Source organism: Amycolatopsis sp. N2S4-7 (genome assembly GCF_058119595.1).
In genome coordinates this window covers 1,519,845-1,535,002 of record NZ_CP172299.1, presented here as the reverse complement: position 1 = coordinate 1,535,002, position 15,158 = coordinate 1,519,845, and the positions used below count along the sequence as shown (strand labels likewise).

The 15,158-nt window shown below is 71.6% G+C and carries 10 protein-coding genes and 1 pseudogene; 6 read left to right on the top strand and 5 right to left on the bottom strand.

Annotation, left to right across the window (positions count from 1 at the left end; translation table 11 throughout):
* Positions 1–31: 31 nt before the first annotated feature.
* Entirely contained in the window at positions 32–1,183 is a 1,152-nt protein-coding gene (locus tag ACH54P_RS06955) for a cellulose-binding domain-containing protein (protein ID WP_489911497.1), read from the bottom strand.
* 658 nt (positions 1,184–1,841) lie between these two features.
* On the opposite strand from ACH54P_RS06955, the gene ACH54P_RS06950 reads away from it, so the two are divergent.
* The 5 genes from ACH54P_RS06950 to ACH54P_RS06930 are packed head-to-tail and all read left to right on the top strand — an operon-like array spanning position 1,842 to position 6,699.
* Positions 1,842–3,296, top strand: coding sequence for a hypothetical protein (locus ACH54P_RS06950; protein WP_489911496.1), 1,455 nt, complete (start codon positions 1,842–1,844; stop codon positions 3,294–3,296).
* A gap of 32 nt (positions 3,297–3,328) precedes the next feature.
* Entirely contained in the window at positions 3,329–4,129 is an 801-nt protein-coding gene (locus ACH54P_RS06945; RefSeq protein ID WP_489911495.1) for an AfsA-related hotdog domain-containing protein, read from the top strand.
* A 34-nt stretch (positions 4,130–4,163) separates the two neighbouring features.
* A complete protein-coding gene (locus ACH54P_RS06940; protein WP_489911494.1) occupies positions 4,164–4,970 on the top strand; it encodes a carboxymuconolactone decarboxylase family protein in 807 nt (268 codons plus the stop codon).
* Positions 4,967–5,668, top strand: a complete 702-nt coding sequence (locus tag ACH54P_RS06935) for an HAD family hydrolase (protein WP_489911493.1) — start codon at positions 4,967–4,969, stop codon at positions 5,666–5,668. The genes ACH54P_RS06940 and ACH54P_RS06935 overlap by 4 nt, the downstream gene beginning before the upstream one ends.
* Positions 5,669–5,694: 26 nt before the next feature.
* Positions 5,695–6,699, top strand: coding sequence for a zinc-dependent alcohol dehydrogenase family protein (locus tag ACH54P_RS06930; protein WP_489911492.1), 1,005 nt, complete (start codon positions 5,695–5,697; stop codon positions 6,697–6,699).
* A gap of 646 nt (positions 6,700–7,345) precedes the next feature.
* Here the strand turns inward: ACH54P_RS06930 and ACH54P_RS06925 are convergent.
* The gene (locus ACH54P_RS06925; RefSeq protein WP_489911491.1) at positions 7,346–10,009 is read right to left on the bottom strand and encodes a cellulose binding domain-containing protein; all 2,664 of its coding nucleotides are present in this window, start codon (positions 10,007–10,009) and stop codon (positions 7,346–7,348) included.
* A 423-nt stretch (positions 10,010–10,432) separates the two neighbouring features.
* Here ACH54P_RS06925 and ACH54P_RS06920 point away from each other — a divergent pair, with 423 nt between their 5' ends.
* Entirely contained in the window at positions 10,433–11,818 is a 1,386-nt protein-coding gene (locus ACH54P_RS06920) for a sugar porter family MFS transporter (RefSeq protein WP_489911490.1), read from the top strand.
* 125 nt (positions 11,819–11,943) lie between these two features.
* On the opposite strand, the pseudogene ACH54P_RS06915 reads toward ACH54P_RS06920, so the two are convergent.
* From ACH54P_RS06915 to ACH54P_RS06905, 3 genes and pseudogenes are all read right to left on the bottom strand, one after another.
* Positions 11,944–12,626 (bottom strand): annotated as a pseudogene (locus ACH54P_RS06915) (IS5 family transposase); the annotation flags it as partial.
* 47 nt (positions 12,627–12,673) lie between these two features.
* On the bottom strand, positions 12,674–14,146 hold the full coding sequence (locus tag ACH54P_RS06910; RefSeq protein WP_489911489.1) for a hypothetical protein: 1,473 nt from the start codon (positions 14,144–14,146) through the stop codon (positions 12,674–12,676).
* Between the two features lie 77 nt (positions 14,147–14,223).
* On the bottom strand, positions 14,224–15,078 hold the full coding sequence (locus tag ACH54P_RS06905; protein WP_489911488.1) for a TIGR03619 family F420-dependent LLM class oxidoreductase: 855 nt from the start codon (positions 15,076–15,078) through the stop codon (positions 14,224–14,226).
* Positions 15,079–15,158 lie beyond the last annotated feature (80 nt).

The following is a 15,158-nucleotide window of genomic DNA, read 5'->3' as shown; positions in this document are numbered from 1 at the left end:
GTGGCCGGTGCCGTGGCGGCCAGGGCCCTGGTCAGCAGCCGATCCGTGCGGTGCCCACCGCCACGTCGTCGAACCACAGCGTGTCGGCGTCGCCGCCGTAGCTCTCCCAGCCGAGCCGCAGGTCGGTCACCGTGGGGTGCCACGTCCTGGCGAGCCACTGCTGGTCGATGTCGGGGGTCGGCACGCCGTCGACGACGAGGCCGGGCACCTCGGCGGAGCCGAGCCACGTCCGGAGCTGCCCGGCGGCGCCGTCGAGCTCGAACTCGAAGCAGGACCAGGTGCCGGTCGGCAGCGGGACGCTCTGGGCTACCCCCGCCGGGCTTTGCGCGGGCAGGGTCGCGTCGTCGGACTCGCGGTTCCACTGCAGGGCCCGGTTCTGGCCGCCGGCGCGCAGGTCGCGGCCGCCGTCGGCGGTGTCGCGCATCGCCATGAACGCGACGTGCCCGGCGGGCAGCGGCGTGGTGTGGCGGACCCAGAACCGGCCGAAGAGCTTGCCCGAGCCCGACACGCTCGTCCCGAAGAAGGCGTGGTTGCAGTAGCCGCCCTGGCCGGTGACCTTCACCGAGCGGGTGCCCGAGTGCGCGACCGACGGGTCGACGCTGACCGTGCCGGTGCCGGTGCAGTTCGCCGCGCCCACGGTCCAGCGGCCGGCGGGGGCCGAGCCGGTCTGCTGTTCGAAGTCGTCGCAGACCGCCGCGCTCGCGCACCCGGCGGGCGGCGGCGAGGACGTCGTGGTGGTCGGGGTCGTCGGCGTGGTCGGCGTGGTCGTGCCCGGGGGAGTGGTGTCACCGCAGGAGACGCCGTTCAGCGCGAAGTCCGTCGGCTCGGCGTTCGTCCCGCTGGAGGTGCCCTGGAGGCCGAACGAGACGGAACCGCCGGCGGGCAGGGCGGCGTTGTACGGCAGGCTTTCCGCGGTGACCGCGGTCCCGGACTGGCGGACGGTGGCGTTCCAGGCGGAGGTGACGGCTTGGTTCCCCGAGTAGTGCCAGGTGAGCGTCCACGAAGAGAGCGCGGTGGCACCGTTGGTCACGGTGATCTCGGCGGTGTACCCGGTCTGCCACGCGTTGACGCGGTAGCCGACCGAGCAGGCCGGCGCGGCGGTGGCCGGGGCGGCGACGACAACCGCGGTGGTTCCCGCCGCGGCGAGGCAGAGCCCGGCGAGGGCACCGGCGAACCTGTTCATCGGATCCTCCGGGGGACGCGGACAGGGGCGCCGTGGCCTGCACCACGACGCCCCTGGGTGGTGGCCGCGTTCTGGTGAGGCGACCTGGCATGGGAGCGCTTCCAGCCGCCGAGAAGGTAACCCCCGTGTGTCGCCGTTGTAAAGAGCGACCCGGACGCGGCCCGATCCGGTGGTCCGTTTTCCGGTGCCGCCCCGCGCCCGGCGTTCACTGAACACTCCTGAACGGCCGAATCCGTTGGGAGGCAAAGCTTGCCGTGGTGGCACTGCGCCACCGGCCGGAGGCGCCGGATGCCGCCGTTGGGGTGGATTCCGGCGAATCCGGCACAAGATCGCCGCGGAAGCCTGCCGCCGGGCCGCTGCAGCACGGCCCAACATGCTGGGAGCGCTCTCAGCCACGGTCCCTCCGTGCGGGTGGCGGAGTCCTCTGTGGACCTGCCGGACGAGCGCGCGCTTCCGGCGGCGGCACGGCCACCCGGGGCCGCGGAGCACCTTCCGTCACCCTCCGTCGTCCGGAGAAGTCCTTGCGGCTGCAGAAGATTGCAGGCTCAACCTCTCGGCAAACGCATGATCCTTTCCTCGGTGACTTCGGGGGCCCTCCCCGTCACGCTGCGGTACTGTCGGTCGGTGCACCCGTACTCCGGAAATCGTTGGATGAACGATGAGTCGACAGGTCAAGCCAGGGAGTAAGCCCTACCGTGCACAGCTGCGCGAGCGGCTGGCCGCCCTGGGCTTCCCCGAAGCGGCGATCCCGGCCCGGGTGGCGGAGAACCTGATCGTCGAATGCGGGATCCCCCCGCGCACCGCGTGGCGGCTGGCGTCCGAGCTGTCGCTCGACGTCGCGGCGCACCAGTACAACGCCGTCACCGGCGACCCCCGCGCGGGCATGCGCGGCACGCGGATCTGGGAGTACGAGCAGTGGCCCGAGCGCGGGGTCCGGCCCACCGTCGCGGCCCTGCGCGTGCTGGCGCAGGTGTACGGCACCGGCTGGAAGTCCCTGCTGGGGCTGCGTGACCTCGAGCAGCTGCCGGCCAAGGACCTCGCCGAGTACCACGCCGGGGCGGAGCCGCCGCCGGTGGTGGTCGAGCCCGAGGTGGTGCCGCCGGTGCGCACCGTCCCCCGCGTCGAGACCCGGCCGGAGGAGGAGATCGGCTCCGGTGCCCTCGACGACGCGATCCTGCTCACCAAGACCAACGTCGACGACGTCCAGCTCGACAACCTCTGGGCGGACCTGGACTTCCTGGGCAGCGCCTACACCCGCACCGCCCCCGACTCGATCCTCGGCGAGCTCGCCGTCATCGAGGAACGGGCCTCGGCCCTGCTCAAGGGCAGGCAACGGCCGAAGCAGACCCAGGACCTGCTGCTCGTCGGGGCGAAGTCCGCGGCGATGATGGCGTGGATCGCCGGGGACCTCGGGCGCTACCGGCTCTCGCGCGAGCTCAACTCCGCGGCCTGGCTGTACACGCAGTACGCCGACAACCTCCTCGCCCGGCGCTGGGTCCGCACGTCGCAGGCGCGCGTCGCCTTCTGGGCGGGCAACGGCGTCGAATCCGCGAAGCTGGCCGCCGACGGGCTCAACTACCACGTCGGCGGGCGCCTCACGGACGCGCCGCTGATCCTCGCCGAGGCGCGCGGCTGGTCGTCGGTGCAGGCCGAGCGGCAGGTGCTGGCCGCGATCGCCCGCTGGACCACCATCGAAGACCCGGACCTCGGCGCCGGGGGCGACAACCCGTTCTTCAACATCACGAAGGACCGGCGCCACTACATGGCCGGCACCTCGCTCCTCTCCGTCGGCCAGGCCTCCGCCGCGTTGCGCGAGTTCGCCACGGCCAGGGAGGCCCACGAGAAGCTGTCCCTGGAGTGCCGCTGGGAGGCCATGGACCCGATGATCCGGATCGACACGGGCCGCGCGCACCTGCGGCTCGACGATCTCGACGGCGCCGCCGCGCAGGTGGAACCGCTGCTGACCACCGACGTCGGCAAGCAGCCGGACATGGTGCGCGCCATGCTCAAGCTCCTGGCCACCGAGTTGTCCGGCCCGCGCTGGCGCTCGGCCGCGACGGCCAGGAACCTCGCCGAGGCCCTCCTGGACGCCCACGCTTCGGCGCGGCCGTGACGGCCGGCCCGACCCGGACGGAGGTGCCCCTCGTGGCACCGCACGACGCCCCGCGCACGGAAACCCCCGGCGGCCCGGCCCGGGAGCTCGACGGCTACACCCGCCGGCACGTCGTGGTGGTCGCCGACCGGTTCGCCCGGTTCGCCCGCGGGGACCGGGTGATCACGATGTCGGGCCTGCTCGGCCTGATCACCGCCGGCGGCTCCGGCGGGGGTGGCGAGTGGGTGGTCCACGTCGGCCAGGGCATCGACGGGACGGACTACGACCTGCTCGAAGCCGCCTGCGACCGGAGCGAAACCGCCGTGCGCCTGGCTGACCCGGCGACGTTCCGGCAGGGCCCGGAGCGCCCGGGGATCGTCCACAAGGACCGGCCGGAGAACGTGCTGCTGGCCGGCGTGCACAGCCCGTCGGCCACGCACTGCCGGGCCGACCTGCGGATCCACCGGGACAACGAGCTGATCCTCGACCACCACACCGGCGAGCACGTGCAGGGCATCGTGATCATCGAGGCGATGCGGCAGATCTGCATCGCGCAGTTCGAGACCGCGGTCCGGCCCGGCCTCGGCCCGGCCGCCTACGCGGGCGTGTGGAAGCGGATCGACCTGCGCTTCCAGGACTTCCTGTTCCCGCTGCCGGCCACGGTGGAGTCCCTGATCGAGGAGTCCGACCTCGGCCGGGAGACCCACCTGAAGTTCCGCGCCACCACCGCGGTGCGCCAGCAGGGACGCACCGTCGCCACCGCCGGCATCGAGTACTCGATGATCGCGCAGAGCCGCATCGACGCACTGGAACGCCGCAAGGCCGACCAGGCCACCCGGGCCTACCTCGGCTGAGCCGAACCCACTCCGGAAGGGAAACCACACCACGATGTCCGACGTGCAGGACCGCGACGCGTCTTTCGCCCAAGGACTGAAACTCATCCAGCAGCTCGGCGGGGTGGACCGGCCGGCCGTGCTGGACCTGTTCGCGAGCATCGGCGAGGCCGAGTTCGGCGAGCAGTGCGTCGGGTTCATCTACGGCGACGTCTACCACCGGCCCGGCCTCGAGCTCCCCGAGCGGCAGCTGGCGACGGTCGCGGCGCTCACCGCGCTCGGCTACGCGGGCTCGCAGCTGCAGTTCCACGCCAAGGCCGCGCTCAACGTCGGCTGCACCCGCCGCCAGCTGGTCGAGGCGGTCATCCACGTCAGCTCGTTCGCCGGGTTCCCCGCCACGCTGAACGCCCTGACCGCGCTGAAGGCGGCGTTCGAGGGCCTGCCGCCCGAAGAGCCGTCGCCGTCCGGGTCCGCCGACGTGCCGTGGGCGGGCATCGAGGACCGCCACGAGCGCGGCCTGGCCGCGATGAAGGCCGTCGACGGCGAGGCGGGCGAGAAGGTCGCCGAGGCGCTCCAGGACATCGCACCCGACCTGGCCACCTACATCATCGACTTCACCTTCGGCGAGATCTACACCCGGCCGCACCTGAGCCTGCGCCACCGCGAGATCGTCACGATCGCCGCCTGCGTCGCGCTGGGCACCGCGCTGCCGCAGCTGAAAGTGCACATCCACGGCCTGCTCAACGTCGGCGGCACTCGGCAGGAGGTCGTGGAGACCGTGCTGCACCTGGCGTTCTACTGCGGGTTCCCGGCCGCGCTCAACGCCATCGCCGCCGCGCGGGAAGTGTTCGCGCAGCGGTGACCGGCTTGCGGAAACTGCGGGTGGTCGCCCTCGACTGCGACGGCGTGCTCATCGACGACACGTACCTGGCCATGATCGCCCGGTTCGTCACCGGCCACGGCGGGGTGTACGACGCCGCGGCCGAGCGGGACGTGATCGGGCTGCGCGACATCGTCGTCGCCGAGAAGATCACCCGGCTCTGCGGCCTCGACCAGCCGGCCGAGGAGACCCTCAAGCAGCTGTGGGCCGCGCGGCAGGAGTACCTGGCCGAGCACCCGATCCGGGTCGCCGAGGGGGCGCGGGACTGCCTGGCGGCGCTGGCGAAGCTGCCCGTGCGGCTGGTCTGCTACGGCGGGCGGACGCGGGAGCACACCTTCGACCGCCACCTCGGCGACCTCGTGGACCTCCTCGACCCCGAAGTGCCGTACGTCGGCATCAACGAGCACCGGCCGGGCGTCGACCACATCGCCCGCACCGTGCTCGGCGTCGGGTTCGACGAGATCGTGTTCGTCGACGACGTGAGCCGCGTGGCCGAGGACGCCCGCGCACACGGCGCCGGGTTCGTCGGGTTCCCGTCGAGCCCCGCCCACGCGCGGCAGCGGGAGTTCATGGCCGCCTGCGGCGTGCGCCACCTTCCCGCCTCGCTCGCCGAACTGACCCCGGAACTCGTGGCGACCGTCGACGAAGAGCTCGCGGCTTCGACACACTGGCCCGGTTGACCCTTTCCCGCACCCTTGGAGCCGCTGTGAAGTGTTTTTCCCTGCCGCGTCCCGGCGCCGGACTCGTCCTCGGCGAGCGTGACGTCCCCGAACCCGGTCCCGGGCAGGTGCTGGTCCGGATGCGCGGGTGGGCGGTCAACGCCCGCGACCTGATGATCCTCAAGGGTTTCTACCCGAAGCCGGTCAAGCCGGACGTCGTCCCGCTGTCCGACGGCGCGGGCGAGGTCGTCGCGGTCGGCGACGGGGTCGGCGCGTGGTCGGCGGGGGACCGGGTGGCGGCGACGTACTTCCCGAACTGGCTCTCCGGCCCCGGCACGCCGGAGAAGACCGCGGACGACCTGGCCGGCACGCTCGACGGGGTGCTCGCCGAGTACGCCGTCTTCGCCGAAGACGCCCTGGTCGCCGTGCCCGCGCACCTCGACTACGCCGAGGCCGCGACGTTGCCCAGCGCGGGCGTGACGGCCTGGCGCGCGATCGTCGAAGAGGGCCGGCTGGTCCCCGGGCAGACCGTGCTCACCCTCGGCAGCGGCGGCCTGTCCACGTTCGCGCTGCAGTTCGCCGCGCTCGGCGGCGCCCACGTCGTCGCGACGTCGAGTTCCGACGCGAAGCTGGAGCGGCTGCGCGCCCTCGGCGCCGCCGAGACCCTCAACCACGCCACCACCCCGGAGTGGGGCGCCGCCGTGGCCGAGCTGACCGGCGGCGGGGTCGACCACGTCGTCGACGTGGGCGGCGGCGGCACGATCGGCCAGTCGATGCTCGCCGCCCGGTACGGCGGGCACGTCAGCGTCGCCGGCGTGCTGACCCACGAAGGCGCCGCCGACCCGATCCTCGTGCTGGTCAAGCAGCTGACCCTGCGCGGCCTCACCAACGCCTCCCGCGAGACGTTCCAGGCGATGAACCGGGCCATCGAGGCGTCCGGGCTGAAGCCCGTGATCGACCGCCGGTTCGCCTTCGACGAGGTCAGCGACGCCTTCAAGCACCTCGAGTCCGGCACCCACATCGGCAAGGTCGTGCTGGAGAGCCACGGGTAACTTTTGCCGGCCCGGCTGGGTATTTCCGGTACCACGGGATCGTCTTTCCGCAGCTCAGCGTGGGTGTGGCCGGGGGAAAAAGTCCCCTTTCGGCAGGAATGGCGGCTGCTGACGGCAACGGGAAGAGTGGTGGTCACCAGGACATCGCCCGAGCGGGCTGCGGCTGCTCGGGACGAGGGTCCTGACCCGGGGGCGCGGGGAGGGGGTTTCAACCACCTGGGGGTGGGTTGAAACCCCCTTCGCCTCCCACGGCCCCCCTCCCGGACGACTCGTCCAGGCAAGCCCACGCCCATGGCCCGCGCCTGCGCCCGCGCGCCGCCGCCGACCCCTGCGCCCGCGCCCGCGGCGACGCCCGCGCCCATGCCTGCGCCGTAGCCATGCCTGCGCCCGCCTGCGCCCGCGCCGCCGCTCGCGCCCATGCCCGGGCCCGTGCCTGCGCCCACGACGGGGCTCGCGCCCATGCCCGGGCCCGTGCCTGCGCCCGCCCGCGCCCGCGCCGACGCCTGCGTCCGCGCCCATGCCGCGCCCGCGCCGACGCCTGCACCGCGCCCATGCCCATGCCCGCGTCCGCACCCATGCCGCGCCCGCGCCGCCCGCGTCCGCCGCGGTGCCCGCGGCGACGCCCGCGTCCGCGGGCGCGGCCGCCTCAGGTCGTCGTGCAGGGCCGCCCGTTGAGCGAGATCGACGTCGGCTTGTCGTTGGCCGTCCCCGAGCTGCCGGTGAACCCGAACTCGGCGCTGCCGCCCGCGGGAATGGTCCCGTTCCAGCCCGCGTCGGTCGCCGACACCGCCGCGCCGGTCTGGGTGACCTGGGCGTTCCACGCCTGCGTCACCTTCTGGCCGTTGGCGAACGCCCACGTCACCGTCCACCCGGCCACCGGCGCCGGCCCGGTGTTCCCGACCTTCACCCCGGCCTGGAACCCGCCCTGCCACTGGTTGGTCACCGTGTAGGCCGCCGTGCACGAACCCGACGGCGCCGGAGTCGTGGTCGTCGGAGGAGTGGTGGTGGTCGGCGGCGGCCCGTCACCCCCGGACTCGCCCACGATCACCCCTCGCCCGTTCGTCCCCACGTACACCCGGCCGTACACCCGCGGATCCCCGCTCAGCGCCGCCCCGATGTTGCCGTACTGGTGCCGGTCGTCGTTGATCCGCGTCCACGACCCACCCGCGTCGTCCGACCGGAAGATCCCGCGCACCCCGCCGATCTTCGCGATCGTGTATAACGCCGAATACGTCCGGCCGGCAGCGGCCTTGCCGAACCCGATGTTGTCGGCTTCGGTGACCCCGGCCAGTTTGGTGAAGGACGCTCCGGAGTCGGTGGAGTGCCACAGGCCGTACGTCGTGCCGGAACCGCCGGCGAGCCAGACGTCGCCGGCGACGCCCGGCATCGCCTTGAAGTGCGCCGAGCCGCTGGGCAGCCCGGCGGCCGCGGTCGCGGCGAACGTCGCGCCGCCGTCGGTGCTGACGTAGAACTTCCCGGCGGCGAACCCGTAGAACCGCTTCGGGTCCACGCGGTCGGCTTCGACGACCGCGCCGGCGGGGATGCCGGTGGACGCCGTCCACGACGAACCGAAGCCGGCGGAGTAGCTGACGCCGGTGCCGTCCGGGCTCCACACGAACCGGCTGCCGTCGGCGGCCGCGGCCACCGTGCCGCCGCTCGCGCCGCCGGACGGCTCGGCGCCCTGGAACCAGTTCTTCCCGCCGTCGGTGGAGAAGGCGATCCGGTTGTCGTTCGGCCGCGCGGCCCGGTCCAGCGTGCCGGCCCGCACGATCGTCGCCGGGTTCAGCTCGGCGTAGTCGAGGCTGGTGGTCGTCGTGAACACCGGCTGGGTGTACATCGTGGCCGGGACGGCGTCCAGGCTGTCGTGCCGGAATCCGCCGATGTCACCGAGGCCGGACAGCAGGGGAGCACCCGACGGCGGGCTGATCAGGTCGAGCACCGCGGTCTCCTCGAGGCCGCCGACAACCGGTTTGATCGTGATCTTCCCGCCGCTGTCCCACTTCGTGAGGTCGGAGGTGCCGTAGATCGTCGCGCCGGTGCCGTAGAGGAGGTGGTTCGAGTCGAACGGGTCGATCTCCACCGACTCGGTCATCCAGCCGAGCTTCGGCGACGGCACCGGGGGAGCGGGCTGGAGGCCGAAGTTCAGCCACGGTACGGAGGAGATGTCCTGGGTGTAGCGCAGCGACCGGTCGGGGTAGCTCGAGAAGTCCCAGATCCGGGTCCAGGTGGCGCCGCCGTCGGTGCTGCGGAAGAAGATCACGTCCGGCCACCACGACACCTGCGTCGCGACCATCAGCGTATTCGGGTGCTGCCGGTCGATCGTCAGGCCGCTGTAGCCGAAGTAGTCGTCGGCGCTGTCGGAAGCGATCGGGCTGATGCGCGTCCAGGCGCCGGTCTTCGTGGCGTACTTCCAGACGTCGCCCTTCGCGCCGTCGTAGGGCCCCCCGGTGTCGCTGGTCGCGAGGTAGAGGTACCCGCCGACCGGGTCGAGGACGCCCTTGTGCGCCAGGAATCCGGTGGGCTGGCCGGCCAGCCGCGCCCACGTCACGCCGCCGTCGGTGCTGCGGTAGACCGTGTTGGCCTTGTCCGCGACACCGACGTAGATGGTCTGCGTGGTGCTGCCGCGGGTGCCGGTCGACGGGTCGAACGTCACCCAGGTGACGCCTTCGTTGTCACTGGAGTAGCCCGACGGGTCGCTCGGGTCGGGCGCGTAGTTGCCCGGGTTGGGGAAGCTGGTCACCTTGGCCCACGTGACGCCGGAGTCCGTGCTGCGCCAGAGCCCGTTGCCGCTCGGGGCGCCGAGGTAGAGCACGCTGTCGCGGTTCGGGTCGATCGCCAGCCGCTCGCCCATGCCGCGGCCGGGCATGTTGCCGCCGAGCTTGAACGGCAGCGCCGCGGCCTGCCAGGTCGCGCCGCGGTCGGCCGAGCGCAGGACCGCGCCGTTGTTCGGGTCCCAGCTGTTGGTGTACATCCCGGCCGCGACGTAGACGCGGTTCGGGTCGACCGGGTCGGTGGCCAGGCTGACGACACCGTTGTGGCCCCAGTCCGTCCAGCCGACGGAGTCCAGCAGCGGGAGCCAGCGCCCGGTCGCGGTGTTCCAGCGGTAGGCGCCCCCGATGTCGGTGCGGGCGTAGACGAGGCCGGGTTCGGTCTGGTTGAAGACGATCCCGGGGACGAAGCCGCCGCCGCCGATCTCCGCGTTGCGCCAGGTGTAGGGGGCCGGGGCGGCGGGGGACTCCGGCGCGCCGACGGTGACCGCGACCGCGGCGGGCAGGACGAGGGCGAGCGTGCTCGCGAGGAACCGTCTCAACGAGCGGGACCTCGCCGGGGGAACGGACGGGGAATGCGTTCTTCGCACGGCGTTGTGCACGTCTGCCTCCACACTCTGGGAGCGCTTCCAGGAGGCAAGGTAAACCAGGGCCGCGAGCGTTGTAAAGGTCCGTCGCGGTGGCCTCGGACCAGCGGAAACGCTTTCGACGATTTCGCCGGACGCCGCCGTCGCGCCCTTGTCCACAATGGATTTCGTGAACCGGCCGGCCGGGGCGGCCGTGTCCATTGTGTACCGATTTGCGGAAGCAGGCGGACGGAGCAACGTTGTGCGCCAATCGGTGTCACATATGTGAACAGCGATCAGGTTTCTGAATCGTTATCAGGACTGTCTTGCCCGGCATTTTGCGGCGTGTGAGTGTGGTGCCGCTGGCTGGACTGGACCTACGAAAGAGGCGACCCGGCAATGACGCAGACAGCCCCGGCGCGGCACATCGGCCGAACCACCTTGTACTTCTTCGGCGCGCTCGGCGGCATCCTCTTCGGTTACGACCTCGGCGTGATCTCCGGGGTGCTCCCGTTCATCGGGAAACTGTGGGCGCTGACCAGCTGGGACAAGGGCGTGATCACCGCCAGCCTGTCGGTCGGTGCCATCATCGGTGCGCTGTTCTCCAGCCGCACCAACGAAGCGCTCGGCCGGCGCCGCACGATCATGGTCGCCGCGGCGATCGTCATCGTGGGCACGGTGGCGGCCAGCTTCTCGCCGACGTTCACGCTGCTGGTGATCTCACGCCTGGTCATCGGGCTCGGGATCGGGCTTTCCTCGTCGACGGTCCCGACGTACCTGTCCGAACTGGCCCCGGCGCGGGTGCGCGGCGCGATGGGCGCGCTGAACCAGATCTTCATCGTCAGCGGCATCCTGATCGCGTTCCTCGTCAGCTATTGGCTCGGGCCGATCTCGGCGTGGCGCTGGATGTTCGCCGGCGCGATCGTGCCGGCGGCGATCCTGCTCGTCGGGCTGGCGTTCCTGCCGGAGACCCCGCGCTGGCTGGTGAAGAACGGCCGGGAGGAAGAAGCGCGGCGGGTACTGGCGAGCGCGCACGGCAACACGGTGAACCTCGACGAAGAGATCGCCACCATCAACGAAGTCATCCGGATGGACACCGAGGAGAAGCCGCGGTTCCGCGACCTGTTCTCCGGCTGGGTGCGGCCGATGCTGGTCGTGGCGCTGCTGCTCGCGATCGGCCAGCAGTTCAGCGGCGTGAACGCGATCAACGCCTACTTCCCGACGATGCTGATCGGTCTCGGCTTCGCCACGCAGGCCGCGCTGCTGTCCGGCGTGCTGCTGGGCGTGACGAAGTTCCTGTTCACCGCGTGGGTCGTGTTCGTCGTGGACCGCTGGGGCCGCAAGCCGCTGCTGCTCATCGGCAACGTGATCATGGTGCTGACGCTGGCCGCGGCCGGGCTCATCGTGCTCAACGTCCACGACACCGGGCTGCGCGGCATTCTCATGCTGGTGATGATGGTGCTCTACCTGGTGGGTTACGAGCTCGGCTGGGGCGCGGTCGTCTGGGTGATGATGTCGGAGGTCTTCCCGCTCAAGTTCCGCGCGGCGGGCATGGGCATCAGCAGCGTCGTGCTGTGGGCGGCGACCGGCATCGTGAGCGCGGTGTTCCCGATCATCTCCGACCCGAAGTCGCTCGGCATCGGCGGTTCGATGTTCGTGTTCGCCGGGATCAACGTCGTCCTGTTCGTGCTCACGAAGTGGCTGGTGCCGGAGACGAAGGGGCGCTCGCTGGAGCAGATCGAGCTGGACCTGCGGGCGCGCCAGGGGGTCGTGGCCAAGGGCTGACCCGGGGGCGTTCACCGGCGGGGCACGGATTCCTCCGTGCCCCGCCGGTGCGGTGCCAGAGCCTGTCCTCAAAGCCAGATGAGCAGGGTGGCCAGGTCGGTCAGCCCGCGGTAGGAGGTGGCGGTTTTGTCGAAGCGGGTGGGAATGGTCGCCGGGACGTGGCGTCGGCGCAGACAGGTGCGGACGGCACGGCTGGAGTAGCCCTTGTCCGCCAGGACCCGGCTCGGCCGGGTCACGGGTTGCCCCAGACCGGGGCGGCGGAACTCGATCCCGGCCATGACCGCGGTGAACTGGGTGCAGTCGTTGACGTTGCCGCCGGTCAGCACCACCGACAGCGGCCGCCCGTGGCCGTCGCAGGCGAGGTGGATCTTGGTGGTGAGTCCGCCGCGGGACCGTCCGATGGCATGATCACCCGGCTCGCTCTGCCCACCGCAGGATCCGCCCGCCCCCTGTGTGACACACCGGGGCACGGCGGGCGCCGGCGGCGTGCTGATGTGCCCGCATGATGCTGGAGTCGACCGACACTTCCCGGTCGAGTTCGTCGATCGCTTCGGCGAGCACCCGCACCTTCGCCACCAGGGCGGACAGGGTGCCGGTGCGTGACCAGCATCAGAACCGGTTGCAGACCGTCTTCCACGCTCCATACCGTTCCGGCAGGTCCCGCCGCGCCACCCCGGTCTTGGCCTTGAACAACATCCGTTGATCACCCGCCGGTCATCCACCCGCGGACGCCCTTCGCACCAGGCATCGGCAGCAACGGCTGGATAACCTGCCACTGCTCGTCGGTCAGCTCATGCCTACGCACCACGACCGAAGATCAAAGCAGATCAACCAAACCAGCTTTGAGGACAGGACCTAGTCCCCGCCGGCTCCCGCGTCCCCGTCGCCGTGGGCTCCCGCGTCCGCCGCGGCAGCCTGTTTGCTCGCCCGTGCCTCAAGGGTGGCCAGGATCTTCTCCGCGTCCCGAACATGCCTGCCCGCCAGCTTTTCGAGGTCTTCGAGCATGATCGAGCCCCGTTTCGTGATGTCGAGGTTGGCAGCGTTGTCCTTGTAGGCCTTTTCTCCTTCGCGAGCGAGCGGAGCGCCGGACAGGGCCGCGTTGAACTTGTCTTCCCTGCTCAGGAAGTTCCACGCGTAGATCCGGCCCGGGGTGCTCAGCCGACCTGCCACCTGCGTGAAGAAGCTCTGGATGTACGGCAACTGGGCCGTCGCGGTCAGTTCCCGGAAAGCGGGCGAGCCGCCGGGGAACTTCTGGGCTTCCTGGGTGCCCGGCGTCATCTGGTTGAGCCCGGCCGCGCCCTTTTCCCCGGTCCCGGCCTCCGGATTGATGACCACGGCGCGGAAGGGGCCCCGGCCTCCGACGGGTTCCGCGGTCTCGGACAGCATGACGGCCAGCATGTGCTCGGGCTTGCACTTCAGTTCCTGGCACATCTTCTTGAAGGCGCCGAGAAAACTGTCCTCGACCGGGTGGAAGGTGGACCGGAACTGCTTCAGCTGGTCCTTGTGGATGAACTTCTCGTCCAGGTCGGCGTCGGTGATGCTGTTCGGGTCCTTGAACGCCTTGATGGATTTCGCGACGAGGGGCCGCACGTCGGCGTGCACCGCCAGCGCGTCCAGCCGGCCCTCTTTGTGGAGCAGACCGAGCACGGCGACGATGTCGGGGATGTTGTACCTGTCGAGCTCTTCGACGGCTCGTTCGCCCAGTCTCCCGACCTTGGTGCCGAGCAGCTTGCCGATCCGCGGCGCGAGGTCCTTCCTCGAGAGGACGGGAGGCGGCGGGTTGCCCTCCGGGAGGCCGAGGTCGGCGGGGCCGCCCAGGTAGGCGAGGATCGTGGCGATCTGGTCCACGTACACCGCGCCCAGCTCGCCGAGTTCCTTGTCGTTCGCGGCGACGAAGGCGGGCCACGCCGTACCGCGTTGCTTGGCGAGCGCGGCGCGCAGGGCGATCCGGAGACGGGGCCCGCCCAGCTGCTGGGCGAACAGCTCCACCTTCGCGGAGCCGAAGGAGTTCGCGCCGGCGTCCGCCGGGTCGCCGGCCAGCAGTTCCGTGAGCTTGCCCAGCAGCTCCTTCAGCGGCAGCTTCTGGTTCTCGACGGCGGTCAGGTCGGCCTTGACCTTGTCGTCGTCGATCCGGGAGACGGTCACCGGCGAATCCGTCCGTTGCCGGACCGCGCCCGGCGCCAGCAGCGCGCACACCGCCGCGTTGCCCGCCTGGCGTTGCAGGTTCCGCACGCCGGCCGGGCCGGGCCCGTGTGCCGGGGTCCGCCGGGCCCGGACGGCTTCGGGCTCGGCGGGCGTCTTCGTCGCCGGCTGTGCGCGGAGGGCCACCGGTCCACCTTGGGCCCGCCGGGCGCGGGCCGGCCAGGACCGATCGGGCGCACCTTCGGGCGACCCGTGGTGCCGTTCTAGTGCGCGGCGGCGAGGGTGAGCTTCCCCGCGAGGCGCCCGATCCAGGCTTCGACCTCTTCGGGGGCGCGGTCGGGGAGGCCGAAGATCGTCTCGGTGACGCCCAGGGAATCCAGGTGCGCCAGGCGTTCCGGGTCCGGTCGTTCACCCAGCGCGCAGATCTCCGGCGCGCCTGCGCGGCCCTCGTCGAGCCAGATCTCCTTCAGCAGGGCCACGTGCCCGTCCAGATCGGTGTCCGCCGGGGTCGTGATCCAGCCGTCGGCGTGCCGGGCGATCCAGCGGAACGTCTTCTCGGTCGGGCCCGCGCCGAGCAGGACCGGGATGTGCGGCTGGACCGGCTTCGGCCACGCCCAGCTGGGGCCGAAGGAGACGAACTCCCCGTCGTAGGAGGCTTCTTCCTCCGTCCACAGTGCCCTCATCGCTTCGAGGTACTCCCGCAGCGCGGTGCGGCGCCGGTTGCCGGGCACGCCGTGGTCGGTCAGCTCGTCGACGTTCCACCCGAACCCGGTGCCGAGCGTGACGCGCCCGCCGGACAGGTGGTCGAGGCTGGCGATCGTCTTGGCGAGCGTGATCGGGTCGCTCTCGACCGGGAGGGCGACGGCGGTCGACAGCCGGATCCGCGAGGTGACCGCGGCCGCCGTCGCCAGCGCGACCCACGGGTCGAGCGTGCGGCTGTAGCGGTTGTCGGGCAGCGACGCGTCGCCGGTGCGCGGGTGCGGGGACTCGCGCTTCACCGGGATGTGCGTGTGCTCGGGCACGGAGAAGGTGGCGAACCCCGCGGCTTCCGCAGCGCGTGCCGCGGAAGCCGGGGTGATGCCCCGGTCGCTGGTGAACAGCACGATTCCGTAGTCCACGCGAGGAGCGTATTAGAACGTGTTTCAGTTTTCAAGCCGGTGCCGCCGGCGCGCACGGCCGCGCGGGCTCGCCCAGGGTG